Below are 25,237 nucleotides of genomic sequence, written 5' to 3'. Positions count from 1 at the left end.
GTCGGACGAGTTGGACGGTCAACGGGCTGAACTCGCGGGTGGACTACTGCTTCACGGTCGTGGCGGTGTACTCGACGGACGTGGTCGCCACGTCCGCGCAGGTGTGCACCGAGCGCGAGGGGACCGCCGCGCCGGGCTGAGCAGCGACGTCCCACCGTGCACGCTGCGTATCCACAGGGAGACCGTGCGGGTTCCCCCCGACCCGATCCGGCCCTATGATGGCACCCGGCTCAGGGGAGGGTCGCCGGACACCGGCCGCGGCCTGCCGGTACAGATGCGGGGGAGGCAGCCGTTGTGGCCACCATCGACGACGCCGTGAGCGCCGGCTCTCCCCGACGGCGGTTCCGGGGCGGACTGGTCACCGTCGGCACGGTGACCGCGCTGCTGGCGGCGATGGGGCTGACCGTGCTGGGCCTCGGCACAGCCGACACCGCGGTGGCCAGCCACGACGCGAGTTCCTGGCTGTGGAGCACCGCACGCGGTGAGCTGGCCCGCGCCAACGGGGTCACCGCCCGGGTGGACACCCGCGTGGAGGTGCCCGGCGCCCGCCGGCACCCGGCGCAGGTGACGCAGACCGACCGGCTCCTTGTGCTGCGCGACCTCACCACCGGTCAGGTGTCCTCCCTGGACCTGGCCACGCTCCAGATCACCGCGACGACGCGGACGACGCCCGGTCTCGGGGTGAGCGTTGCCCTGCACGAGGACGCGGCCTTCATCGTCGACGCGGTCCAGGGGGTCGTCCGGCAGCTCGACCCGCGTTCGCTGGCGCCGATCGGCGAGCCGGTCCGCTACCCGCCGGGCATCACCGGGGGCACGTTCGACGGCGAGGGTCGGTTGTGGATCGCCGTACCGGGTGAGGGCACCGTCTCGGCGGTCACCGCGGCGCCGCTGCCGTCCGCGCCCGCGTCCGCGGCGCCCGCCGGGGGCGGCCTCAGCCCGAAACGCGTCGAGACGTACGACGTGGCGCAGCCGAGCCACGAGCTGGTGGTATCCGCCCTGGACGACGGCGTGGCGGTGCTCGACCGCACCGCCGGCGCACTGGTCACGGTGCGCGACGGCGAGGTGGCGACGGCGAAGCTGACGGTGTCCGCCCCCGCCACGCTGCCGGCGCGCACCAGCGGGCCGGCGGTGCCGGTGACGGTGCCCGACGAGCGGCGGGTGCACGTGGTCGGTGCCGCCGGTGACGTGCGGCCCTTCGCGGTGCCGGGCTCGGGTCACCGGCTGAGCGCGGCGGTGGCCTGGGCGGGCCGGATCTACACCGCCGACGAGGCCACCGGCACGGTGTACGCGTTCGACGGCGACGGCCGGCTCATCGACACCGTCCGCGGCCGCCCGCTCGGGCCGCTGGAGCTGGAGGTCCGCGAGAACCACCTCTTCATCAACGCCCCGGACGCGTCGACCGCGCGCGTCGTCGACGACCGGCACCAGATCCGGGAGGTCGACAAGTACGCCAACGACGTGCTCGGCGGCGACCCGCCGCCCGCTCCCCCGCCGCCGCCCCCGCCGAAGAAGCCGAAGGTCGGCAAGCCGGGCGCCCCCCGCGCGGTGACCGCGTCGGCCGGCAACGCGCAGGCCCGGGTGAGCTGGCGGTCGGCCCCGGCCAACGGCGCGGAGATCGTCCGGTACGTGGTGACCGGCGCCGGCCAGCGGCTGGAGGTGGGCGCCAACCAGCGTGCGGTGGAGGTGAAGGGCCTCACCAACGGCGAGACGTACCGGTTCGCGGTGCACGCGGTGAACGCCAGGGGCGCGGGGCCGTCCCGCAGCAGCAACCCGGTGACGCCGACGGCGGCGGTGCCGGACCCGCCGGCGAGCGTGACCGCCCAGGAACGGCCGGACGGGACGGTGCTGGTGCGCTGGCCGGCGGCGAACGGGCAGGGCAACACGATCGCCCGGTACGCGGTGACGGCGACGTCGGCCGGCACCAACGCGCCGGCCGGGGAGACGGCCAGGACCGAGCTGGTGGTGCCGGCCGGTGAGCTGGAGTACGGCACCCAGTACGCGTTCACGGTGGTCGCGGTCAACGACAAGGGCGCCGGGTCGGCGGCCTCGCCGGTGAGCAACACCGTGGTGCCGTACGCGCCGCCGGACCGCCCGGCCGCGTTGGAGGCGACGACGGTGCCGGACCGGCCGGGCACGGTGGCGGTGCGGTGGACCCCGGGCGAGGCCAACGGCCGGCCGGTGACCGGGTACCTGGTGGACGTGGGGGGCCGGCGCAGCGAGGTGACCGACACGGCCACCACCGTGGAGGGCCTGGGCAACGGGCAGAACGTCACCGTCACGGTGAAGGCGGTCAACGAGGCCGGGCCGGGCCCGGAGGCGACCGCCACCGCGCGGACGGTGGCGGAGCCACGGGTCACCGTGACCGGCTCGTCGGCGACGGCCACGTCGGCGACGGTGCGGTTCACCGTGGACGCCGGCGGCGGCCGGGCCACCTGCACGCTGAGCGCGGCCGGCCAGCCGGCGAAGCCCGGCGGCTGCGGCAGCATCACGATGACCGGGCTGGCCCCGGGCACGAGCCACACGTTCACGGTGACCGCGACGAACGCCGCCGGGAAGGGCACGGCCACCCGGGTCCAGGCGACCGCCGCGCTGTACGGGACGGCCACCTGCGTCAACGGGCCGGACGGCGACCAGCGCACCTACTGCGACGCCGACGTCGACGGCCGCAACGGCAACGAGGTCTTCTCGGTGCCCCGGCAGGACAACGACCGGCAGGTCGGTTGGGCGAGGCCCGGCACGCGGCTGAAGGCGTACTGCCGGCGGGCCGGCGAGAACGTCGACGCGTGGATCTACAACGGCCAGAAGCAGAGCACCTGGTGGGTGCAGGTCGACTACAAGGGACGCAACTACATCCCGTGGGCGTGGCTCAACCTCGACGGCGGCGACGACATCAACGACCTGCCGCCCTGCTGACCCTCATTCCAGGCAAGGAGCACCACCGACCGTGCAGACCCACGACCCGCTCACCCAGCCGGAGGTGCAGGGCTTCGCGGCTCTCGCCGCCCGGCTGGCCGAGAACGTCAACGCGGTCGTGCTGGGCAAGCCCCAGGTGGTCCGGCTGGCGCTGACCGCGCTCTTCGCGCAGGGGCACGTGCTGCTGGAGGACGTGCCGGGGGTCGGCAAGACCACCCTCGCGCGGGCCGTGGCCGCGACGGTGAAGGGCGAGTGGCGGCGCATCCAGTTCACCCCCGACCTGCTGCCCTCGGACGTGTCCGGGGTGACCATCTTCAACCAGGCCACCCGCGGCTTCGAGTTCCACCCGGGGCCGGTGTTCGCCAACATCGTCATCGCCGACGAGATCAACCGGGCGTCACCGAAGACGCAGTCGGCGCTGCTGGAGGTGATGGAGGAGCGCACCGTCACGGTGGACGGGGTGCGGCACCCGGTGCCGCAGCCGTTCCTGGTGGTGGCCACGCAGAACCCGGTGGAGATGGACGGCACGTACCGGCTGCCCGAGGCCCAGCTGGACCGGTTCCTGGTGAAGCTGTCGGTGGGCTACCCGGACGAGGCGGTCGAGGTGGAGGTGCTGCGCGGGGCGACGGTCCGCTCCCCCGAGGCGCTCACCCCGGTCACCGACACCGCGACCGTCGGGGAGATGGTGCGGATGGCGCTGCGGGTGCACATCGCCGAGCCGCTCTACGCGTACGCGGTGCGCCTCGCCGCGGCGACCCGCGCGCATCCGCAGGTGCGGGTCGGGGTGAGCCCGCGCGGGGTGATCGCCCTGACCCGGGCGGCGTGCGCGTACGCGCTGATCGACGGGCGGGGTTGGATCATGCCGGAGGACCTGAAGACCCTCACCGAGCCGGTGTTCGCGCACCGTCTGCTGCTCACCCCGGACGCGCAGGTGCGCGGGGTGACCGCCGCCGAGGTGCTACGCCAGGCCATCGCGTCCGTGCCGGTGCCTCTCCCCTCCGGCCACCCGGCTCCGGTGCGGGGCTGAGGAGGGGGGTGGGGATCACCGCCCGTGGCGTCGGGCTGCTCGTGGCCGCCGTGGTGCTGCTCGGCGCCGGTTTCCGGTTCGCGTACCCCGAAATGGTGCTGCTGGGCGCGGCCGCCGCGGCGGCGGTCGGTTACGCCGTGGTGGTCGCGGCGCGGCGCCCCCGGTTGGAGGTGACCCGCGTCGCGGACCCGGACCGGGTGGCGCGCGGGGAGCCGGCGTCGATCACGCTGACCGTCCGCAACGGCGGGCGGTGGCCGGTGGCGAGCCTGGTCGCCGAGGACCGGTGCGGGGACCGGGCGGTCCCGGTGCCGCTGCTGCGGTTGCGGCCGGGTCGGGACACGACGGTCCGCTACGACGTGCCGACCATCCGCCGGGGCGTGGTCCCGGTCGGTCCGCTGCGGGTGGTCCGGCGCGACCCGCTGGGCCTGGTGGCGCTGGCCCGACCGTACGGTGCGACGGTGCCGGTGTGGGTGCATCCGCGGACCCATCCGATGAGTGCGGTGCCCACCGGCGCCGGGCGCAGCCTGGACGGCCGGGTGGACGCGGTGCCGCACGGGTCGATCACGTTCGACTCGCTGCGGGAGTACGTGGTCGGTGACGAGCTGCGCCGGGTGCACTGGCGGACCAGCGCCCGGGTGGGTGAGCTGATGGTGCGGGAGAACGTGGACACCAGCCTGCCCCGGATCGTGGTGCTGCTGGACAACCGGGCCGCCGCCCACCCGGACCGGGTCGACGGGGTGGCCGAGTCGTTCGAGTCGGCGTGCGAGGCCGCGGCGTCGGTGGTCACGGCCGCGCACCGGTCGGACCTGCCGGTGGTGCTGCTGCTGGTGGTGCCGGACGACGACGCCGGGACCGCCGAGCCGCACGGTCCGCTGGACCGGCTGGCGGCGGTGCGCCTCGGTGCCGTCGACGATCTCCAACCGGCCGTCAACCGGCTGCGCCGGGACCGGCCCGGTGACACCCTGGTCCTGCTCACCGGCCCCGGTGGCCGGGCGGACCTGGGCGCGGTGGGCGCGCTGCGTGGCGCGTACCCCTCGGTGGTCGTGGGGGTCCTCGGGGCGTCGGAGCCGGCGCCGCCGGACGCGGCGGGCCTGGTGGTGGTGAGCGCCGACGGCGGTGCGGGCTTCGCCGCCGAGTGGGACCGGGTGCGCCGGTGGTGACCCTGCAGCGACCGGCGGACAGCGCCGAGCCGGACGACGCCCGGCCGCGTCCGGCGGCGCGGGCCGGCCGGGTCCTGGCGGCGGCGCCGTTGCCGGTCGCGCTGGTCGCGCTGGTCGGCCTGGCCGGCGTGGTGCTCGACCGGGTGTACGCGGGCTCGCTGCTGACCGTGCTGGTGCTCGGGTCGGCGGTCGGGTCGGTGCTGGTGAGCGTGGCGGCGCGGCGGCTGCCGTCCTGGGTGGTGGCGCCACTGTCGGTGCTGGCCCTGGTCGCCTGGACGGCCTGGTCGGTGCGCCGGGCGGCGGACGGGTCCGGCCTGCCGGGCTCGCTGGCGGGGATCGCCGCCGACGCCGCCGCCAACGGCATCCCCCGGCTGCTGACGGCGCTGATCCCGGTCGAGCCGGCGCCGGACACGGTGCTGGTACCGGTGGTGGCCGCGTGGCTGGCCGGCCTCGCCGGCGCGGAGGTGGCGCTGCGGGCCCGCCGGGTGCTGCTGGGTTACCTGCCGCCGGTGCTGCTGTACGCGAGCGCCCTCTACGTGGTGGGCCCGAACGCCGACCCGGCGGTCCGGCCCACTCTCGCGTTCGTCGCCGTGGCGGTGCTCGGCCTGGTGACGGTCCCGGCCGGTCCGGCCGCCACCGCCGACCCGGTGGCGGGACTGACCCCGGCGGTCCGGACCGCGGTGCGGCTGCGCCTCGCGGTGGCCTCCGCCGCCGGCGTCGCCGTGGTGGTCGCGCTGACCGCGCTGGTCGGGCCCGTGCTCGCCGGGCAGGTCGGCGGGCGGCCGGTGGACCCCCGCCGGTACGTCGAGCCGCCGCGCGTCGACGCGCTGGACGAGAACCCGCTGGTCCGTATCTCCGGCTGGGCGCTGAACCCCGAGCAGCACCTGCTGGAGGTGACCACGCGGGAGCCGGTCGCGCCACCGATCGCCGACGGCGCGCAGCCGACCGGGCCGGGCACCCGGATCCGGCTGGCGGTACTCAGCGACTACGACGGGGTGACCTGGCGGGTGGGTGCCACCTACCGCAACGCCGGGCGGATCCTGCCGGCACCGGCGCCGCCGGAGTCGGCCACCACGGAGACGGTACGCCAGGAGATCACCATCGCGGAGCTGCGCGGTCGGCTGCTGCCGGCCCTCGCCACCCCGAGCGAGGTCACCGGGGCGCGGGTGGCGTACGACCCGGCGACCGGGACGCTCATCCGGCCGGAGGGACTGGCCCCGGGCCTGCGGTACGCGGTGACGTCGGTGCGGGAGCGACCGGACGCCAACCTGCTGTCCACCGCCAGCGTGCCGGCCGGCGAGGAGGTGGCCCGGGTGCTGCGGGTGCCCGACGGGGTACCCGACCCGGTGCGGCGCCTCGCCACCGAGCTGTCCGAGTCCAACGGCGCACCGTACGCGCGGGCCGCCGCCGTCGAGCAGTTCCTCGCCGAGCACTACCGGCTGGTGGCGGACGCGCCGAGCGGACACGCGTACCCGAACCTGGCCTTCTTCCTCTTCGGGCCGCGCGAGGCGGGCGGGCAGCGCGGCACGTCGGAGCAGTTCGCCGCGTCCTTCGCGGTGCTGGGCCGGCTGGCCGGCCTGCCGACCCGGGTGGTGGTGGGCTTCCAGTCCACCGGGGACGGTCCGGTGCGGGCGGGTGACGCCTACGCCTGGCCGGAGGTGCTCTTCGACGGGCTGGGCTGGGTGCCGTTCGACCCGCTGCCCCGGCCCGAGGACGAGCCACGCCCGGTCGAGGAGGACTTCCGCCCGCGACCGGAGGAGCCACCCCCGTCGGAGGTGCCGGAGCCGACGGTGGAACCGACCGCCCCGCCGGAACCGGTGGTCGCGCCGGACGACCCGGCCGACTCGGGCGGGCCGGGCACGCCGGTACTGGTGGCCGCCGGCGTGGGCGGCACGCTGCTGCTGATCGCGGCGTTGCTGCTCACGCTGGCGACCCTGCGCCGGTCGGCCACCCGCGCGCACCTGGAGCGGGGTGACCCCGGTCAGCGCATCGCCGGCGCCTGGCGGGAGGTCACCGACGCGCTGCGGCTGGCCGGGCACCCGGTGGGCGGCGACCTGTCCGCCACCGAGGTCGCCGTCCGGGCACGCCGGGTCCTGACCGACGCCCAGGCCCTTCGCAGCGACGGCCCGGCAGACGCCAGCGGCGGTCCCGGCGGCGGCCCCGACGCACTGATCGGTCACGGCGGCCCCGGCGTCGGCCGCGGCGGCGGACTCGGCGTGGAGGAACTGGCCGACCTGCTCAATCGGGTCGCCTTTGCTCCCGGCACGGCCGGGGACGAGCAGGCGGACCGTGCAGCGGCCGTCGCGCGGCACTACACCGTCGCGCTCCGCGCGGCCCGCCCCTGGTGGCGCCGCCTCCTCTGGTCCGTCCACCCCGGCCCGCTGAGACGCCGCCCGGACCCCGGCTCCCTCACCGCGGCGGGCCGCCGCGACCGCGCCGCCTCCCCAGATCACGCAGGAACCATGAAGTAGTGGCCGCATGCCACGAACGAGGCCACTACATCCAGGATCGAGCAGGATCTTGCCGGCGGGCGCCGGGGGTCAGGTGGTCAGGCGGCGGACGAGTTTGCGGAGGCCGGCCTGCCAGCCGTCCGGGTCCTCGGCGCGACGGCGCGCGTAGTCGGCGACCTCCGGGTGCGGGAGGATGAGGAAGCGCTCCTCGGCGAGGCCGGCGATCACCGCGTCGGCGACCTGCTCCGGGGTGAGCACCGCCCCGGAGGCGGCGATCACCTTCGCGCCCAGGTGACCGGCGACCAGCCCGTCGGCGAGCATCGGCGTGTCCACCCCCTGCGGGCAGAGCGCGCTCACCTTGACGCCCCGGTCGCGGTAGGTGATCGCGAGCCACTCCGCGAAGCCGACCGCGGCGTGCTTCGTGGCGGTGTACGGGGCGTCCCCGACCGCGGTCAGCACACCCGCCGCCGAGCAGGTCATCAGCAGGTGGCCGCCGCCCCGGGCCAGCATCGCCGGCAGGACCGCGCGGGCGGCGTACACGTGGGCCAGCACGTTCACCCGCCAGGCCCGGTCCCATCCGGCGTCGTCGACCTCGATCCCGCCGCCGGTGGCCACGCCCGCGTTGGCGCAGAACAGGTCGATCCGCCCGTACCGTCGCTCGGTGTCGGCGACCAGCGCGCGGACCTGCTCCTCGTCGGTCACGTCGAGGCCCACGCCGTGCGCCACCGGCCCGACCGCCTCGGCCACCGCGCGGGCGGCGTCGGCGGCCAGGTCGGCCACCACGACGGCGGCGGCACCCTCGGCGACGAACCGGCGGACCAGTGCCGCCCCGATGCCGCCGGCTCCGCCGGTGACCACCACGATCCGGTCGGTGAGGTTCACGACCGCTCACCCCCGCCCAGCCGGCCGATCACGTCCAGGAGGGCCGCCGCGCCGCCCGTGGCCAGCTCCGGTGTCGGCAGCAGCGCGAGCACCGGCACGTCCACGCCGGCTTCGGCGTACCGGAGGGTCTCGGCCCGGCAGTGCTCCGGGGAGCCGTGCAGCACCAGCGCGTCGACCACCTCGTCGGGCACCGCCGCGCCGGCACCGCGCCGGTCACCGGCCGCCCACGCCTTCCACATCGGGTCGAACACCTCCGTCCGGCCCAGCCAGCGGTGGAACTCCGCGTACGCGGGCACGGTCAGGTAGCTGGTGATCAGCCGACGGCCCAGCGTGCGGGCGTACGCGGCGTCCTCGGTGGGGCAGACGAAGATCCGCGCGACCACGTCGAACCCGGGCTTGCGCTCCCCGAGGACCCCGAGCGCCTGCGGGACGTCACCGGCGGCGAGCCAGTTGAGGATCACACCGTCGGCCTCGGCGGCGGCCAGCCGCAGCATGCCGGGCCGCAGCGCGGCGAGCAGCACCGGCGGTGGTACGGCCGGCGGCCGTTCCAGCGTGAACCGGCGGACGGTGAACGTGTCGTACGCCTCGTCGACCGTCGCCCCGGACAGGGCCGCCTTCAGAAAGCGCAGCATGTCGCGGGTGCGCCGGAACGGCTCGGTGAACTCCCCCGCGTTCCAGTCGCGTACCAGCACCGGCGAGGACGCGCCGATGCCCAGCGCGAACCGGCCCGGCGCGGCGTCGGCGAGCGCCGCGGCGCTCATCGCCAGCAGGCCCGGCCCGCGGGTGAAGACCGGCGCGATCGCAGTGCCCAGCCGCAGCCGGGGCGTCCACGCGGCGGCGAGCGCCAGGGGGGTGAAGGCGTCCGCTCCGTTCACCTCGGACGACCAGACCTCGGTGAAACCGGCCCGGTCCAGGGCCGCGTAGACCGCGGCGTGGTCGGCGAGCGGGATGCCGCCGAGCGGCACCGTCATACCCCATCGCGTCGTCATCGGTCGATGGTGCCCGCCCGCCGCACCACCCCGCAAGATCGGGGCGGGCCGCCAAACGGTGGTGGCACCCCCGGTTCCGGCTGGTCGGCGTGCGGCCCGGGCCGCGCTAATCTCCATCCGTGACCTTCTCCCTCGTCGCCCGCTCCGACGACGGCCGGCTGCACGGCGTCGTGGTCGCGAGCAGGTTCCTGGCCGCCGGGGCGCTGGTGCCGGCCGCCGAGGCCGAGGTCGGCGCCATCGCCACCCAGGCCCACGTCAACCTCGCGTACCGCCCGCAGGGGCTGACGCTGCTGCGCACCGGCGTGGCGGCGGCCGACGTGGTGGCCGGGCTGGTCGCCGCCGACGGCGAGCGGGACCACCGCCAGCTCGGCGTGGTCGCCGGGACCGGGCCGGGCGCGACCTGGACCGGCCCGCAGTGCCACCCCTGGGCGGGCGGGCAGGCCGGCGACGGCTGGGCGGCGCAGGGCAACATCCTGGCCGGCCCGCACGTGATCGACGCGGTCCGCGACGGCTGGTTGGGCGGGGCGTCGCTGTCGTTCCCGGAGCGGCTCGTCGCCGCGCTGCGCGCCGGCGACCAGGCCGGCGGCGATCGCCGTGGTCGGCAGAGCGCCGGGCTGCTGGTGGTCGAGCGCGGCGGTGGGTACGCGGGCACCAGCGACGTCCTGGTGGACCTCCGGGTCGACGACCACCCCGACCCGGTCGCCGAGCTGGGCCGGCTGCTCGCCATCCACACCCTGCTGTTCAGCCGCCCCGACCCGGCGACGCTGCTCGACCTGACCGGCGCGGTCGCCGCGGAGGTCGCGACGCTGCTGGCGGCGCTGGGCCAGCCGGTCGACCCGGCGGCACCGGAGCAGGCGTTGGTGTCCTGGGCCGGGATGGAGAACCTGGAGGAGCGTCTGGTCCCGGGCAAGCTCGACCCGATCGTGCTGGACCACCTGCGCAAGACCGTCCCGCACGTCCCGGCACCCCGGACGGCGAGCGAGCCGACGCCCGTCCCCTGACCGGCGCTCAGGCGGCGAAGCGGAGCCAGCCGAAGCGGGCCGCGTCGACGGCGGCCCGCTCGTGCGCGGTCAGCGGGGCACGGCCGGTGGTCTTGCGGATCAGGGTCAGCCGGTCCCAGCCCAGCTCCGGCGGGACCGCCCGCCCGCCGGTGAGCAGGTCGGCGATCACCGCCGCCGCGGTCGGGGTCAGCCACGGGTCGCGGTCCAGCGCCGCGGCCACGTCCAGGCCGTGCACCCCGACCTCCACCACCCGGGTACGGAGAAACTCGGTGAGCGCCATCGCGTCGCCGTGCCGGGTGCGCACCACCCGGTCGGCCGGTGCCCGGTCCACCGCGTCGAGGGTGGCCCGCCAGGCCCGGTCGAAGTCCGTTGCCAGCGCCGCCCCGTCGCCGGAGTGGGCCGCCCGGCGGCCCCCGTCGATCCGGTCGGCGTCCACCCCGGGGGTGAACTTCGCGGCGCCGAAGTAGCCGGCGGCGTCGACCTCGGCGCGGGGCGGGGCGGGTGCGGCGAGCATGTCGACCAGCCGACCGGCTCCGGTCCGGACGTGTGCCAGCAGTTCCCGCACCGTCCACGGCGGGCAGTCGGTGGGGCGGTCGAGATCGGCGGTGTCGAGCCCGGCGAGAACCTCGCCCAGCCGCGCGCACTCGTCCCGGAACGCCGCGCGTACCGTCTGCATGCCGGTCCGGCCCGTCAGCCCTTGTAGCGCGGGACGAGGCGGTGGATGCTGGTCAGCACCAGGGCCATCACCACGGCCATGGTGCCGGCGATGCCGGCGGCGCTGCCGGCGTACCCGACGAGGAGTGGACGCCGGCCCAACTCGTCCGGCGCCACCCGGGGCACGTCGACCAGCCAGGTCAGCGCCAGCGCGGAGCCGGCGACGGCCAGCAGACCCCCCACGCCGAGGATGAGGGCGGCGACGCGGTGCGCGTCGGCCGACTCCACCTGCGCCTGTTCCCGCTGGGTGACCAGCAGCAGCAGACCGGCGAGCGCGGCCCACACACCGACCACCAGGTACGCCGCCACCGCGTCGCTGGGCCGGTGCCAGCCCGCCGAGAGGGTGGCCACGCCGGCGATGGCCGCGTACGCGGTGGTCACGAACGCGCCGGCGGCGCGGATGGTGCGGGGCAGGACGAGCACCAGTGCCACCGCGACGGCGGCGGCGACCGTGGTGTGGCCGCTCGGCAGGCTGTTTCCGACGGCTGCCCGTTCCGGGTCGATGCCGAAGTTCGGCCGGACCAGCCCGTGCTTGAGCAGTTGGGTGGTGGCGTTGGCGCCGACGATCAGCAGGGTGGCGGTGACGGCCAGCGCGATGCGGCCCCGGATGAGTGCGATGAAGCCGATGACGGCGGTGACCGCGACCAGGGCGACCACCGACATCGCGTTGAGGACGGTGTTGACCGGACCGTCGATGCGGTCCTGGCCGATCTGGTTGCCGGTGAGCGCCACCGTGTCGATCCACTGGCCCAGCTCGGATCCGACGGCGAAGCGCCACACCACCAGAAAGGCTGCGGTCTGGGCGAGCACCAGCACGACCAGCCAGACCGCGGTTGAACCCCTTGCCGTCACTCGCACCCGCACAACCTATCGGCCGCCTCCGGTCCGACGGCCGGTGGGAGGTGGCCGATAGGTTGGGTCTGACCTGAGGAGGTGACGGTGACCGGCACACCGGACCACGAAGCGCCACCGCCGCAGCCGGCGGAGTCGCTCGCCGATCTGCTGGGCGGGCGGCGGGGCGCGGTCGACGCGACGCTGCCGCCGGTGGCGTTCGCCGTCGGCTGGCTGCTCGGCGGGAACTCACTCGCCGGTGGGGTCGCCGCGGCGGTGGTGACCGGCGCGGCGGTGGCGGGGTGGCGGCTGCGCCGTGGCGACCGGCCCCGGTCGGTGCTGGTGGGCCTGCTCGCCGTCTGCGTGGCCGCGCTGGTCGCGCTGCGGACCGGTCGCGCCGAGGACTTCTTCCTCGTCCAGCTCGTGGCGAACGCGGCCAGTGCGCTGGCCTGGATCGTGAGTATCGCGGTCCGCTGGCCCCTGCTCGGGGTGCTGGTCGGTGTCGCGCTGCGGCAGCGGACCCGGTGGCGGCGCGATCCGGCGCTGCTGCGGGCGTACTCCCGGGGCAGCTGGGTCTGGGCGGCGACGTACCTGCTGCGGGTGGCGGTGTTCCTGCCGCTCTGGCTGGGCGGCCACGTGGTCGCGCTGACCGTCGGTCGGGTGGCCTTGACCTGGCCGCTGGTGGCCGCCGCGCTGGCGGTGAGCTGGGTGGTGGTGCGCCGGTCACTGCCGGCCGGTCATCCGGGGCTGCGTCACCCGGTGACCCTCGACGGTGACGCCGGCCCCGGCCCGGCGAGAGCCGGCTCCGGGATCGGACCGACCGAAAAATAAGGGAGAGGCCGCCACGGGGGGAGCGGCCTCTCCGGTGACGTACGTTACTCCGTCCCGAACCGTCGCGTGATCCCGTGGCGGCCACATTTTCGGGCTTTTTCGCAGAGGCCGCACATTCGGTTGGTGGGGTGGGCCGACCGGTTCGCTGCGTCGGCCGGACCGGCCGGCCCACCCCGGCCTGACCGTGGGTGTCAGGCCGTCCACCGACCGGGCATCTGCTCCCCCAGACCCGGTCGGTGTCGGGTGGGCGGCGGCCGTGCCGCCCACCCGACGGGGGTGGTTCAGCCGTTCGGGAACAGGTGACCGTAGTCGGCGTACGCCATGGCGACGTCGGCCTGTGCCCAGAAGCGGTGGTAGTTGAAGACCGGCTCCGCGCCGCCCTTCAGGTACGCCTCGACCTTCGGCCAGTCGGGGTCGTTCTTGTAGAAGGAGCGGATGTCGAGGAAGCTCTTGCCCGCGGCGATCGCGTCGCCGTTGGGCATGGTGCCGGTCCAGCCGGACGGGACGTAGAGACCCTGGCCGGTGGCGGCGTCGTAGACGTCGTCGAAGCGGCGGTAGTCACCGCGCTTCTCCGGCCGCGAGACGCCCTTGGCGTCGCTGGCGGCGTGCAGCGCGTCCAGCAGCCCCTTGGCGGTGTTCTTGGCCGCCACGTTGCCCGACTTGGCCGCGTACGCGATCAGGGTCCGGGCGTAGGCGGCGGCGACGCCGACGTCCTGGCCCTTCACGGTGACCTCGACGTGCAGGTTGGTGTTCGGCTGCGGGCTGGTCGGGTTCCAGGTGTTCGGCTGGCCGGTCCACTTCATGTCCGACGGGATCGACCAGTCGGCACCGAGGGTGGTGTTGGCGATCGCCCACGGCACCCACTTGTCCAGCAGGGCCTTGGCCTTGGCGTTGCCGGTCTCCAGGTACAGCTCGGCGATGCGCTGCATCGACCAGGCCTGCATGCCGAACCACTGGTTCGAGGGCGGGTCGTTGTAGACCGGGTCGACGTCGTAGAACATGCCGTAGAAGGTCGACGTGCCGGCCGGCGGCTGGCCGTAGTTACCGCCCCAGCTGTTGGTCGCGCCGCCGGCGATGCCGCCCTCGGCGGACTGGAGCCAGGTGTAGAACTCCAGCTGACGCTCGAAGCTCTTGGTCCAGTCGGTGACCGCGGTCGGGGACTTCGGCTTCAGCTCGGGGGTGTTGGTGAGCGCCCAGGCCGCGAACGGGTTCTGGTAGCCGAAGTGGTTGTGGCTGGAGCCGATCCGCCACGACCAGTTCTGCTGGGTCTCGTACGCGCCACCCCAGGCGTAGTACCAGGACATGAGGTAGTGCGCGGAGTCCTTTCCGGATCCGGCCGGGCAGCTGCTGGCCCCGACGCAGTTGCCGATCTTCTTGAAGTACTTGTCGAACATCGCGTAGCGCAGGTAGTCGCCCATCTTGGCGGCCTTGGCCACGGTGGCCGCGACGTCGGCCGCCTTGCCCTGCTGCTTGGCCCAGGTCAGGGCCCAGTACGCGGCCTGCACGGCACGGGCGTCGGCGTCCGGGGCGTTGGTGTACTTCCACTGCTTCGCCGGGGCGTTGGACTCCTTGACGAACAGGTCGAGGTAGCCGTACCGGCCGCCGTGCGCGTAGGTGTCGCAGGACGGCTGGGGGACGGTCTCCCAGACCGACTCCTGGGTGCCCCGCTGGAAGGTGTTGATGTACGCGGGCCGGGTGGTGCCGTCGCCGCAGCGGCCGAAGCCGTAGGTGTTGTCCACGTCGAGCAGCCAGTGCATGCCGTAGATGTCACCGGTGCCGTAGGCGGCCTGGAGTTCGGCGCGCAGCGGGTCCTGGCCGACCGGCACCGACGGCTCCAGCGCCGACGGGTACTGGCTGGGCAGGTCGTGCTCGGCCGCGTACTGCGGCGTCCCCGGCGCACCGGCGGTCGGCTGGTCTGAATGATTCGGAATTATATATTTTTCCATGACGGTCCAGGCGTTGTTGAACGGAGCCCAGTTCTGGGTGACCCGCCCGTAGTTGGCCTCCAGCCACAGCCAGAAGCTGAACGCCTCGCTGGTGGTCTCGTGACCGTGGTCGGGCGCCTCGACGATCAGCGTCTCGACCGAGTGGTACGGCACACCCTCCGGGCTGAAGTAGCCGGAGTTCTTGATCTTTCCGTACTGCTCCAGGAACCGGGTGGTCCAGGCGTTGTTCCCGCCGGGGGTGTCGTTGTCGATCTCCGTGGCGGTGATGGCGAGGGGGGCGTACCCGGTCGCCGAGGCGGTGATCGTGGCGGTGCCACCGGTGGTGTCGGAGTCCTCCGCCGCCGCGACGGTCACGTTCACCCCGGTGTTCCAGCTGGTCGGGGTCAGCGTCACCGAGGGCGGCGAGACGGTCACGTCCGTGTCGCCGGTGCGGGCGAGGGTCACCGGCACGTTCGCCGGTGGCAGGCCGCTGAGCTTGAGGTTGACCGTGGAGCTGCCCCCCTCGTTGACGCTCACCGCCGACGGGGTGGCGACCAGCACCGGGCCGCTGGCCGGCGACACGGTGAACGACTTCTCGGCGATCGCGGAGAGGTTCGCGTTGTCGTACGCCCTGGCCTGGACGGTGTAGCTGCCGGCTGGCAGGTCCTCCAGGGTGTAGCCGTACGGCGCGGTGGTGTCGGTGTTGACCAGCAGGCCGTTGCGGTAGAACTCGACCTTGCTGATGGTGCCGTCCGGGTCGCTCGCGGTCGCGGTCAGCGGCACGTCGGCGGGGGCCTCGAACGGGCCGGCGGGCACGCTCAGCCCGACCGTCGGCGGCTGCTGCGGCGCGGCGCCGCAGGTGACGCCGTTGACCGAGAAGGAGGTCGGCTTCGGGTTGGTCCCGCTGTGCGAGCCGTTGAAGCCGATGCTGGTCGAGGCGCCGGTGGCCAGGCTGCCGTTCCACGACTCGTTGGTGGCGGTGACCTGGTTGCCGGTCTGGCTCCACTTCGCCGACCAGCCCTGGGTGACCCTCTGGTCGGCCGGGAAGGCGAAGCGGAGCGTCCAGCCGTTGACCGGGTCGCCGAGGTTCTTGATGGTGACGTTCGCGGTGAAGCCGTTGTTCCAGTCGCTGGTCGCGTAGACCACGTCGCAGGCCGGGGCGGCCTGCGCGACGCCGGCCGGCAGGGTGACCCCACCAATGGCCAGCGCGGTGGCGGCGACCATCGCCAGGCGGCGACGTCTAGCCAGGTTTCTCATGTGCGCGGTGTCTCCTCGGACCGGGCCGGGGCGGACGCCCCGGCAGGGCGCCGGACGGTGCATCGGGGGTTCACGGCACCCGGGATGGTGGTCGTCCCCGGCCGTGGCCGGGGTCGTCGTGAGGGTCGCGGCCGTGCCGCGCCCCTCGTCGGGTGCCATGCCGGCGATGCCGGCTGCCCTCGGCGACCCACGCTCACGCGATCTGGCTCCGCATCGCGATCGGTCGTCAGTGTGCCACGGGTGGAAGCGCTCCCACAAGAATCCGTCGATGTCGGAGCAGGTCGATGTTTCGATCTCGTTTAGGGGCTTTCACAAAGCCGTGACGGGCGTTACAGTCGCAGCATCGTCGATGGGAGCGCTTCCATCGACAAGGTTCCACAAAGAAGATCACCCGTGGCGCGGCCGACATGCGGCGACCTCGGGGAGAAGGCCCGAGGGCTGACGGCGGGCCAGCCCGGACGCCGCCGCCAGCCATCATCCCACCACTGTGGAGGGAGGTGGATCCTCAAGCCACTCGCGTGGCCCGGCTCCCGCGCGACACGTACGACAGGGATACCCATTCCGCACGTACGTGTGCTGCAACGGTGGGGACGGGGGTTGCCCTCCCCCGTCCCCACCCTAAACCCCCGTCCCCGGCGGAAGAAGTGGCCGACCCGACGGCGCTTCACGCCGCACCGGTCAGCTCGGCGGCGTGACCCCGCCGCGCGGTGTCGCCCGCGGCCTCCTCCGCCCCGCCTTCGCGTCGCACCACCGGCGAAGCCGTGACCGCGCCGACCGGCCGCCCTCGCGACCCCGGCCGGCCCGCGCGCCCGGCCCGACTCCGCGCCGCCACCCGGCATCCCCGGTGCGAAACCCCCCGCATCTCCCGCGCCCCGCACGCCGCACCGCGGGCGTACGCGCACGTCCCGCCCCCTTCCGCGACCGCCGCGGGCCCGACCGGATCCCCGCCGGCGTGGCCGACGGATGATTGGCGGGAAGCGCGCCTGCCCTATGCTGGGAGCGCTCCCGGCTCACGGCGGTGGCCCGCACCCTTCAAGGAGAAACCCATGTCGATAGTCACCCGGCGGCGCCTGATCCGGCGCGCCGCGCTCTCCGCCACCGCCGTGGCCCCCGCGACCGGCGCCGGCCCCCGTGCCACCGCCGTCGCTCCGAGGACCAGCGCCACGCCGACCGGCGGACCGCTGACGTTCCCCGGCGCCGGTCCGCACCCCGGCGGGTCGACCGACGGGCGGATCGGCACCGCGACCGACGCCGGCACGGCCGGCGCCCTCCGCTTCCCGCCGGCATTCGGCTGGGGCGCGGCCACCTCCGCGTACCAGATCGAGGGCGCGGCCAAGGAGGACGGCCGCGGCGAGTCGGTGTGGGACACCTTCAGCCGTACGCCGGGACGCACCCGCAACGGCGACACCGGCGACGTGGCCGCCGACCACTACCACCGGTACGCCGAGGACCTCGACCTGATGCGCGACCTGGGGCTGCGCAGCTACCGGTTCTCCGTCTCCTGGCCCCGCATCCAGGCCGACGGCACCGGGCCGGCCAACCAGCGCGGGCTAGACTTCTACCGGCGGCTGGTGGACGGCCTGCACGAGCGCGACATCGCGCCGATGGTGACGCTGTTCCACTGGGACCTGCCGCAGGCCCTCCAGGACGCCGGAGGCTGGGAGTCGCGGGACGTGGCCCACCGGTTCGCCGACTACGCCGACCTGGTCTTCGGCGCCCTCGGTGACCAGGTCCCGGTGTGGCTGACCGTCAACGAGCCGAAGACCGTGGTGCAGAACGGCTACCTCACCGGCCACCACGCCCCCGGCCGGCAGGACCCGGACGCCGCGTACCTGGTGGCCCACCACCTCCAGTTGGCCCACGGTCTCGCGGTCCAGGCGCTGCGCGCCGGCGGCGGCAGCGGCCGGATCGGCCCGGCCTTCAACCTGCACCCGTGCTACCCCGCCGACTCCTCCCCCGAGGCGGCAGAGGCCACCCGCCTCTACGACGGCTACGAGAACCGTCTCTACCTCGACCCGGTGTTCACCGGCCGCTACCCCGAGGACGTGCTGGCCGACCTCGGCCCGGACAGCCGGATGGTCCGGGGCGTCCGCGACGGCGACCTGGAGATCATCGCCAGCCCGGTCGACCTGCTCGCCGTGCAGTACTACACGCCGATCTACGTCACCGCCGACGGCGGGACGGCGCGGCGCTGGCCGACCTCCCAGGCCGACTGGCAGCAGATCCACCCCGACGGGATGTACGACATCCTCACCCGCGTCACCCGGGAGTACGGGCCGGTCCCGCTGACCGTGACCGAGAACGGGCTGCCCACCCCGGACACCCTCGGCGCCGACGGCACCGTCGACGACGCCGGTCGGATCGCCTTCCTCCGCGACCACCTGACCGCCGCGCACCGGGCCGTGAACGCCGGCGTGCCGCTGGAGAGCTTCCACGTCTGGTCGCTGCTGGACAACTTCGAGTGGAACGAGGGGTACGACCAGCGCTGGGGCCTGGTGTACGTGGACTACCCCACCCAGCGCCGAATCCCGAAGAGCAGCGCACACTGGTATCGGCGGGTCATCGCCGACAACGGCTTCTGACCAGCCGGTCGTTCTCCCCACCCGACGCCGGTCGGCGGGCGTCGGGTGGGGCCGGGACGTCCCGGCCCCACCCGGTCGCTCAGCGGGGCAGGGCCTGCTGGAGTTCCGCGCGCAGCGCCGGGGTCAGCATCTCGCCCGCCTGCTTGGCCAGCCGCGCCATCTCGTACCCGACGACGCCGATGTCGGCGTCCGCGCCGGCCAGGGTGGCCAGGATCGACCCGTCCCGCACCTGCATCACGAGGAAGTAGCCACGGCCCATCTCGACCACGGTCTGCTTGACGACGTCGCCGTCGAACATCTGGGCCGCGCCCGCCGTGATGCTCATCAGGCCGGAGGTCACCGCCGCGAGCTTGTCGGCGTTGTCGCGGGGCAGGTGGTCGGAGAGCGCGACCAGCAGGCCGTCGGACGAGACCACGACCGCGTGCGCCACCCCCGGCACGCGCTGCGCGAACGCGCTGACCAGCCAGCTCAGGTCCCGGGCCTCCTGGCTCAAGGTCGTCATGGTGCTCCCCCTTCGGTGCTTCCGCCGGCCGGCGGCACAGGTATCTCGGTGGTGTCCTCGGCCTCGGCCCGCCGGACGCCGCTGTAGAGGCGGGACAGCATGCCGCCGACCGCCTCCGGGTCCGGATCGTGCCGGCGCTCCGGCTGATCGGGCCGTGCCGACTGCGTGACGGCGCTCAGCTGCGCCATCGGCACCCGTACGGGCAGGCCACGGTCGTTGGTCCCGCCGGTGACCGGGGCGGTGGGCGGGGCGGGAGGCTCGGCGCCGGCGACCGGTGCCGGCCCCTGGCGCGTCCACCAGCCGCCCCCGTCGGGCGCGGGCGGTGCGCCGGCCGGGGTGAGCACGTCCTCGGCACGCACCGGGACGCCCCGGCCCTGACGGGGCACACCGGGAGTGTCCGGGCGGCGCCCGGCCACCGGCAGGTCACCCGGCGCCGGCGGGAGGACCCAGTCCGGGACGCGGCGGGCGCCGCCGGTGGCCGCCGTCGGAGTCGTCCCCCGCTCGGGCGGCGCGGCGGCGAGCAGCTTGCCGGGCAGCCGGATCCGGGCGACGAGGCCGGGCCGGTCGGCGGGGGCGGCGTGCAGCCGCACCTCGACGCCGAGCCGGGCGGCCAGGTGACTCACCACGAACAGACCCATCCGCTCCACGGTGGCCACGTCGGCGGCCGGTGGGGTGGCGAGGACGGCGTTCGCCTCGGCCAGCGCCGTGGGGCTCATCCCGAGGCCCTGGTCGACGATCGCGATGTACGCCGCATCGACGTCCACGTCGGCCTCGACGTTCACCGTCGTGTCCGGACGGGAAAAGGCGGTGGCGTTCTCCAGCAACTCGGCGAGGAGGTGGACCAGCTCGCCCACGGCATGGCCGACGACGTGCAGGTCGGCCACCGACCCGTGCCGGATCCGCTGGTACTGCTCGATCTCGGCGCTGGCGGCGAGAAGCGTCGCGCCGAGGCCGACCGGCCGGTTCCACCGCCGGGTCGACTCGCTGCCGGCGAGGACCAGCAGGCTCTCGTCGTTGCGGCGCATGCGGGCGGCCAGGTGGTCGAGCTTGAACAGGTTCTCCAGCTGGTCCGGGTCGCCCTCCTCCCGTTCCAGGTCGTCGAGCAGTTCCAGCTGCCGCTCCACCAGCACCTGGCTGCGCCGCGCGAGGTTGACGAACATCGCGTTGACGTTGCGTCGCATCGTGGCCTGCTCGACGGCGACGCTGACCGCGCTGCGGTGCACGGCGACGAACGCCTCGGCCAACTCGCCGATCTCGTCGAGCGAGCGCACCACGGCGGGCGGCACGTCGATGCTGGGAACACCGCCGGTGACGGTGCGCAGCCGGTCCAGTGCGTCCGGCAGCTCGACCTGCGCGATCCGCAGGGCCTGCCCGCGCAGCATCCGCATCGACCGCGCGATGGACCGGCCGACCAGCAGGGAGATGAGCAGCGCGACGAGCAGCACCGCCACGATCACCCCGACCACCAGTAGGGTGGTCCGCAGCTGCGCCGTGCTGACGTTGTCGGCCTGGCGGACGGCGTCGCCCAGGATTCCGGCCTCCACCTGGCGGAACAGCTCCTGACGCTGCTCGCTGGCGGTCCACCACTGCTCCGCGGCCAGCACCTTCGCGCCACGGTCGCTGGGCAGGCTCTGCTCCTCCAGCCGGGTCGCCGCCACGAAGGCCGGGTCGACCGACGTCTCGTCGTACCGACGGACCTGGTCGTTGGTGGCGGCGACCCGGAACGCCCCCAGCGCGGTGAGCTGCTGGGCCCGCAGGTCGGCCAGCAGCACCTGGTCCTCGACGCCGTACCGCCCGGCCCGGGCCGCCTCGTAGAGCTGGGCGCGGATCCGGGACGAGAGTTCCTTGACCCGGGCGATCTGGACGTAGCGCAGCACCGCGTCGCTCAGCGCCGGCTGGTCGTCGCCAGGCGCGGGCTCGGCGAGCAGGTTGAGCAGCGCGTCCACCGCGCGGTTGTAGTTGCCGAGGATGGTGTCGCCGCCCAGGACGGCCGGGAGCACCGCCGCCCGGATGGAGACCACCTGCTCGTACGCCTCCCGCACCTCGGAGTACGCGACCCGCCAGGAGGCGTCGGCGCCGGCCAGCGGCTCGGCGGCCTGGTCCAGCCTCCGCATGGCCTGGTCGGTCTGCTCGTGCAGCGGCCGGAGGGCAGCGGCGGACGCGTCCCGGTCGACGCCGGCCCCGCCGCCCCGCAGCTCCCCCAACTCACCGGCGGAGCGGTCCCGCTCCTGCTGAAGTTCGTGCACGGCGGCGGCGATCTCCCGGCCGATGCCGACCTGCTGGGCGAAGTCGCCGAGCGCCGTCGTCCGTCCGACGAGTCCACTGGTCTGGATCCCGGCGAGCACCAGGAACGCCACCGACGGGATGACCAGCACGGTGGCGAGCTTCGTCCGCATCCGCCAGTCCCGCATCCGCAACGCGGAGCGCCGCCGGTGGGGCACGACCCGGACGTCGAACCGGCGTCGGCGGTGGTTCGACACCATGCCGGGCGCCGCGTCCGGACCTACCCCCACCCGTGCCTCCTCGCACCTCCCGCGTCCGCCGGGACCCGGGGAGCGGGATTCATCCAACCAGGTCAGCGAGCTGTGTCAACGACCCGGGCGCAGGTGCGACTCAGGAATACGAGTCCTTCTCATCCGTCCGGACGATGTCGGCGAGCCCCGCGGCGTCGCCGAGGCGACCCAGCGCGACGAGCGCCCCACCGGTCGCGCCGACCTCCGGGTTGCGCTGGTACCACACGGCCCGGGGGGCGAGCGCCGCGCTGAACGCGTTGCGCCACCAGGGTGACGCGGCCAGCGCTCCCCCGCCGAGCACCACCTCGACCGGCCCGTCCACGGTGGACTCCAGCTCGGCCAGGTCCTCCGCGACCAGGTCGCAGAGCCCACGCATCAGCCCGGCCAGGATCTCGGTCGCGGTGGTGCCGAAGCTCAGCCGGCGCAGCTCCCCCGACCCGGCCGGGGCCAGGCCCGGGGGCCGGTCGCCACCGAAGCGCACGTTCGCCGGTCGCCCGCCGTCCGGCGGCACCCGCGCCAGCGCCGCCTCCAACTCGGCCCCCCGGGGCAGCCGCAGCTCCCGGTTGGCCCAGGCGAACAGGTTGCCCCCGGAGGAGTACGCGGCGCCGGTCACCACGTGGTCGTGGTCGACCCGGTAGCGCCACAGGTCGTCCGGCAACCGGGGCAGGTTCCCGCCCATCGGCAGGTGCTGGACCAGCCGCACCGCCGCCGACGTACCGACGGTCACCGCGACCCGGCTCTCGTCGACGCAGCCGGAGCCGACGTTGGAGGCGGCGCCGTCGCCCACCGGGGCCACCCAGCCCACACCGGCGAGGGCGGGCCACCGGCGGGCGTGGTCGGCACGCAGCCGCCCGCGCCACCCGTCCGGGGCCAGCTCGGGCAGTTCGTCCCGGCGGGAGCCGGCCAACGCGCAGGCCTCGGCGTCCCAGTCCATCGTGCGCAGGTCGAGCAGGCCGGTGCCGGAGGCCTGGGAGACGGACATCGGGGCGGCGTCCAGCAGCGCACCGAACAGGTACTCGGCCAGGCCGGCGAACCGGGCGACCGTGGTGCCGGTGTGGGCCCGCAGCCAGGGCAGCCGCATCGACCAGTAGCAACGGTGCCACCACGTACCGGTGCGCTGGTGGAACGCGTCGGCGTCGGCCGGGCCGGTGGCACCGGCAACCGGAACCGGGCGGGTGTCCAACCAGGTGAGGACCGGCCCGAGCGGTCCGCCGCCGGCATCGAGGGGGACCACCGAGTGCCACTGCGCCGACGTGGTGACCAACCCGATGTCGTGCAGGTGACCGCCGGCCGCCAGCTCGTCCAGACACGCGACCAGGCCGGCCAGGTAGGCCCCGGCGTCGAGGGTGCCGGTGCCGTCGTCGTGGACGGTCAGAATCATCTTGTGCCGGGCGAGGGCGCCGGGCAGCGGCCGGGCGTCGCCGTCCAGCACCAGTCCGCGGACCGAGGAGGTCCCCAGGTCGAGGGCAAGAATGTTCATCGCCGGTCACGTTATCCGGCCGGCCGGGCTGCCGCCGGACGACTCCACGCCGACCGGCTTCCGGGCGCGACGCCCAGCGCGTAGGGTGGGCGCATGCTCGCGCACCCGACCTGCTGGTGGCCCGCCGACCCGGCGGCCACCCCCCGCGCGTAGCTTTCCCCAACGCGGCCGCCCGACGAGGCGGCCGCCGGTCTTCCTTCCGGCCCAGCGGTCGCCCCGAACGGGCGGCTCCCGGCCCGAGGAGACCCGATGACCCACCTGTCCGAGCTGATCGCCGCCGCCCCGCGCCCCGGTGCGGTCGGTCCGTTCGCGCTCGTGAAGCGTGAGGGCGCCGACCACGTCGACCTGTTCACCGGCGCCGTCCGCGCGGTGGACCGGCTCGCCGACATCCCGCTGGCGACCGACGCCACCGGCCCCCGCACCCTGGCGCTGGTGCCGTACCGGCAGGTCGCCGAGCGCGGCTTCGCCTGCGTGGACGACGGCGTGCCGCTGGAGTGCCTGGAGATCGACCGGCACGAGCGGGTCGACCTGGCCGAGGTGCTCGACGCGCTGCCCGACGTCCCGGTGGTCACGTCGGGCGCGGCCTTCGACGTGACCGACGAGGAGTACGCGGCGACAGTCGGCCGGGTGCTGGCCGAGGAGATCGGTCGCGGCGAGGGCGCCAACTTCGTCGTCCACCGCACGCTGCGCGCCGCCGTGCAGGGGCCCCCGCTGGTGGCGGCGTTGGCCGCGCTGCGCCGGCTGCTGGTGCGGGAGCGGGGGGCGTACTGGACGTTCCTCGTGCACACCGGCACCCGGATCCTCGTCGGAGCCAGCCCGGAACGGCACGTCAGCGTCGACGACGGACTGGTCATGATGAACCCGATCAGCGGCACCTTCCGGCACGGTGGCACGGGCGCCGACCGGGCGGCGCTGCTGCGGTTCCTCGCCGACCCGAAGGAGGTCGAGGAGCTGTACATGGTGCTCGACGAGGAGCTGAAGATGATGGCCACCGTCGCCGAGCACGGCGGTCAGGTGGTCGGCCCGTACCTCAAGGAGATGTCCCACCTGGCGCACACCGAGTACCTGCTCGCGGGCCGCGGCACGAGGGACGTCCGGGAGGTGCTGCGGGAGACGATGTTCGCGCCCACGGTCACGGGAAGCCCGATGGAGAACGCGTGCCGGGTGATCGCGCGGCACGAGCGCACCGGCCGGCGCTACTACGCGGGCGTGCTGGCCCTGCTCGGCCACGACGACGCCGGCCGGCAGACGCTGGACGCGCCGATCCTCATCCGGACCGCCGAGATCTCCCCCGACGGCGAGCTGCGGGTGCCGGTCGGTGCGACGCTGGTCCGCCACTCGACCGCGGCCGGCGAGGTGGCCGAGACGCACGCCAAGGCCGCCGGCGTGCTCGCGGCGCTCGGTCTCGGGCCGCAGGCGGCCCCGCCGGGACCCGGGCCCGCGCCCCGGCTCGCCGACGACCCGGAGGTACGCGCCGCGCTGGCCGCCCGCAACGCGCCGCTGGCCCGGTTCTGGCTGGACCAGCGGGCCGCGGACGCGCCGGGGCGCCCCGGGCTGGCCGGGCGGCGGGCACTGATCGTGGACGGCGAGGACACGTTCACCGGCATGCTGGCGCACCAGCTCGGCGCGCTCGGCCTCGCCGTCGAGGTGCGGCCGTGGCACGTGACCGGGCCGGTGGACGCGTACGACCTCGTGGTGGTCGGCCCCGGCCCCGGCGACCCGGGCAGCCCGGACGACCCGAAGATGGTGGCGATGCGCGGGCTGCTCACCGGCCTGTTGGCCGAGCGCCGGCCGACCCTGGCGGTGTGCCTGGGTCACCAGCTGCTGTCCGGGCTGCTCGGGCTGCCGCTGCACCGCCGGGACGCGCCCTACCAGGGGCTCCAGCGGGAGGTCACGCTGTTCGGCACGCCCCGCCGGGTGGGCTTCTACTCCACGTTCACCGCCTGGGCCGGCGCCGACGAGCTGGCCACCGCGTACGGGCCGGTGGCGGTGGCCCGCGACGGCGCCGACGGCGCGGTGCACGCGGTGCGCGGCGACGGCTTCGCCGGGGTGCAGTTCCATCCGGAGTCGGTGCTGAGCCCCGACGGTGTCGCGGTCCTGGCGGAGTTGCTGGACGGTCTGCTCCCGGCCCCGTCGGCGGGATCGCGGTCCGCCGTGGCGGAACGGGCGTAGACGCTCCC

Annotated in this window: 16 protein-coding genes; 8 read left to right on the top strand and 8 right to left on the bottom strand. The window is 74.9% G+C overall.

Annotated elements, in window-relative coordinates; genetic code table 11:
- Positions 1-294: 294 nt before the first annotated feature.
- Genes ACIBR0_RS17420 through ACIBR0_RS17405 form a run of 4 tightly spaced genes read left to right on the top strand, consistent with a single transcriptional unit; the run spans position 295 to position 7,571 of the window.
- A complete protein-coding gene (locus ACIBR0_RS17420; protein ID WP_396716686.1) occupies positions 295-2,913 on the top strand; it encodes a fibronectin type III domain-containing protein in 2,619 nt (872 codons plus the stop codon).
- A 31-nt stretch (positions 2,914-2,944) separates the two neighbouring features.
- The gene (locus tag ACIBR0_RS17415; RefSeq protein WP_396716684.1) at positions 2,945-3,940 is read left to right on the top strand and encodes an AAA family ATPase; all 996 of its coding nucleotides are present in this window, start codon (positions 2,945-2,947) and stop codon (positions 3,938-3,940) included.
- An 8-nt stretch (positions 3,941-3,948) separates the two neighbouring features.
- Positions 3,949-5,100, top strand: coding sequence for a DUF58 domain-containing protein (locus ACIBR0_RS17410; protein WP_396716682.1), 1,152 nt, complete (start codon positions 3,949-3,951; stop codon positions 5,098-5,100).
- The gene (locus ACIBR0_RS17405; RefSeq protein ID WP_396716681.1) at positions 5,076-7,571 is read left to right on the top strand and encodes a transglutaminaseTgpA domain-containing protein; all 2,496 of its coding nucleotides are present in this window, start codon (positions 5,076-5,078) and stop codon (positions 7,569-7,571) included. The genes ACIBR0_RS17410 and ACIBR0_RS17405 overlap by 25 nt, the downstream gene beginning before the upstream one ends.
- Positions 7,572-7,640: 69 nt before the next feature.
- On the opposite strand, the gene ACIBR0_RS17400 is transcribed toward ACIBR0_RS17405, so the two are convergent.
- Positions 7,641-8,432, bottom strand: a complete 792-nt coding sequence (locus ACIBR0_RS17400) for an SDR family oxidoreductase (RefSeq protein WP_396716679.1) — start codon at positions 8,430-8,432, stop codon at positions 7,641-7,643.
- Positions 8,429-9,403, bottom strand: a complete 975-nt coding sequence (locus ACIBR0_RS17395; RefSeq protein WP_396716738.1) for an LLM class F420-dependent oxidoreductase — start codon at positions 9,401-9,403, stop codon at positions 8,429-8,431. Before ACIBR0_RS17395 ends, ACIBR0_RS17400 begins: the two co-directional genes overlap by 4 nt.
- Before the next feature lie 137 nt (positions 9,404-9,540).
- On the opposite strand from ACIBR0_RS17395, the gene ACIBR0_RS17390 reads away from it, so the two are divergent.
- Positions 9,541-10,422: a DUF1028 domain-containing protein gene (locus ACIBR0_RS17390; RefSeq protein ID WP_396716677.1), complete on the top strand. Its 882-nt coding sequence runs from the start codon at positions 9,541-9,543 to the stop codon at positions 10,420-10,422.
- A 7-nt stretch (positions 10,423-10,429) separates the two neighbouring features.
- Here the strand turns inward: ACIBR0_RS17390 and ACIBR0_RS17385 are convergent, their stop codons facing one another.
- Both ACIBR0_RS17385 and ACIBR0_RS17380 read right to left on the bottom strand, forming a co-directional pair.
- Positions 10,430-11,098, bottom strand: a complete 669-nt coding sequence (locus ACIBR0_RS17385; RefSeq protein ID WP_396716675.1) for a maleylpyruvate isomerase N-terminal domain-containing protein — start codon at positions 11,096-11,098, stop codon at positions 10,430-10,432.
- A 14-nt stretch (positions 11,099-11,112) separates the two neighbouring features.
- Entirely contained in the window at positions 11,113-12,000 is an 888-nt protein-coding gene (locus tag ACIBR0_RS17380) for a phosphatase PAP2 family protein (RefSeq protein ID WP_396716673.1), read from the bottom strand.
- Positions 12,001-12,075: 75 nt separating this feature from the next.
- Between ACIBR0_RS17380 and ACIBR0_RS17375 the strand changes: the two genes are divergently transcribed.
- Positions 12,076-12,798: a DUF3159 domain-containing protein gene (locus tag ACIBR0_RS17375; RefSeq protein WP_396716671.1), complete on the top strand. Its 723-nt coding sequence runs from the start codon at positions 12,076-12,078 to the stop codon at positions 12,796-12,798.
- 281 nt (positions 12,799-13,079) lie between these two features.
- Here the strand turns inward: ACIBR0_RS17375 and ACIBR0_RS17370 are convergent, their stop codons facing one another.
- Positions 13,080-15,971 (bottom strand): glycoside hydrolase family 48 protein, encoded by a 2,892-nt coding sequence (locus tag ACIBR0_RS17370; RefSeq protein WP_396716736.1) that lies wholly within the window; start codon positions 15,969-15,971, stop codon positions 13,080-13,082.
- A 1,055-nt stretch (positions 15,972-17,026) separates the two neighbouring features.
- On the opposite strand from ACIBR0_RS17370, the gene ACIBR0_RS17365 reads away from it, so the two are divergent.
- A complete protein-coding gene (locus ACIBR0_RS17365; protein WP_396716670.1) occupies positions 17,027-18,562 on the top strand; it encodes a GH1 family beta-glucosidase in 1,536 nt (511 codons plus the stop codon).
- Between the two features lie 79 nt (positions 18,563-18,641).
- On the opposite strand, the gene ACIBR0_RS17360 is transcribed toward ACIBR0_RS17365, so the two are convergent.
- The 3 genes from ACIBR0_RS17360 to ACIBR0_RS17350 form a co-directional block, all read right to left on the bottom strand.
- Entirely contained in the window at positions 18,642-19,064 is a 423-nt protein-coding gene (locus ACIBR0_RS17360; RefSeq protein WP_396716668.1) for a roadblock/LC7 domain-containing protein, read from the bottom strand.
- Positions 19,061-21,577 carry a nitrate- and nitrite sensing domain-containing protein gene (locus tag ACIBR0_RS17355; protein WP_396716666.1) on the bottom strand — a complete coding sequence of 839 codons (2,517 nt, stop codon included), beginning with the start codon at positions 21,575-21,577 and terminating at the stop codon, positions 19,061-19,063. The genes ACIBR0_RS17360 and ACIBR0_RS17355 overlap by 4 nt, the downstream gene beginning before the upstream one ends.
- Positions 21,578-21,677: 100 nt before the next feature.
- Complete coding sequence (locus tag ACIBR0_RS17350; RefSeq protein ID WP_396716664.1) at positions 21,678-23,057, bottom strand: FGGY family carbohydrate kinase; 1,380 nt, start codon at positions 23,055-23,057, stop codon at positions 21,678-21,680.
- Positions 23,058-23,306: 249 nt separating this feature from the next.
- On the opposite strand from ACIBR0_RS17350, the gene ACIBR0_RS17345 reads away from it, so the two are divergent.
- Positions 23,307-25,229: a chorismate-binding protein gene (locus ACIBR0_RS17345; protein ID WP_396716662.1), complete on the top strand. Its 1,923-nt coding sequence runs from the start codon at positions 23,307-23,309 to the stop codon at positions 25,227-25,229.
- Positions 25,230-25,237 lie beyond the last annotated feature (8 nt).

The organism is Micromonospora sp. NPDC049497 (genome assembly GCF_044465805.1).
GTDB lineage: Bacteria > Actinomycetota > Actinomycetes > Mycobacteriales > Micromonosporaceae > Micromonospora.
The sequence above is the reverse complement of the archived record's forward strand: the minus strand, read 5'-3'. Positions and strand labels throughout refer to the sequence as shown.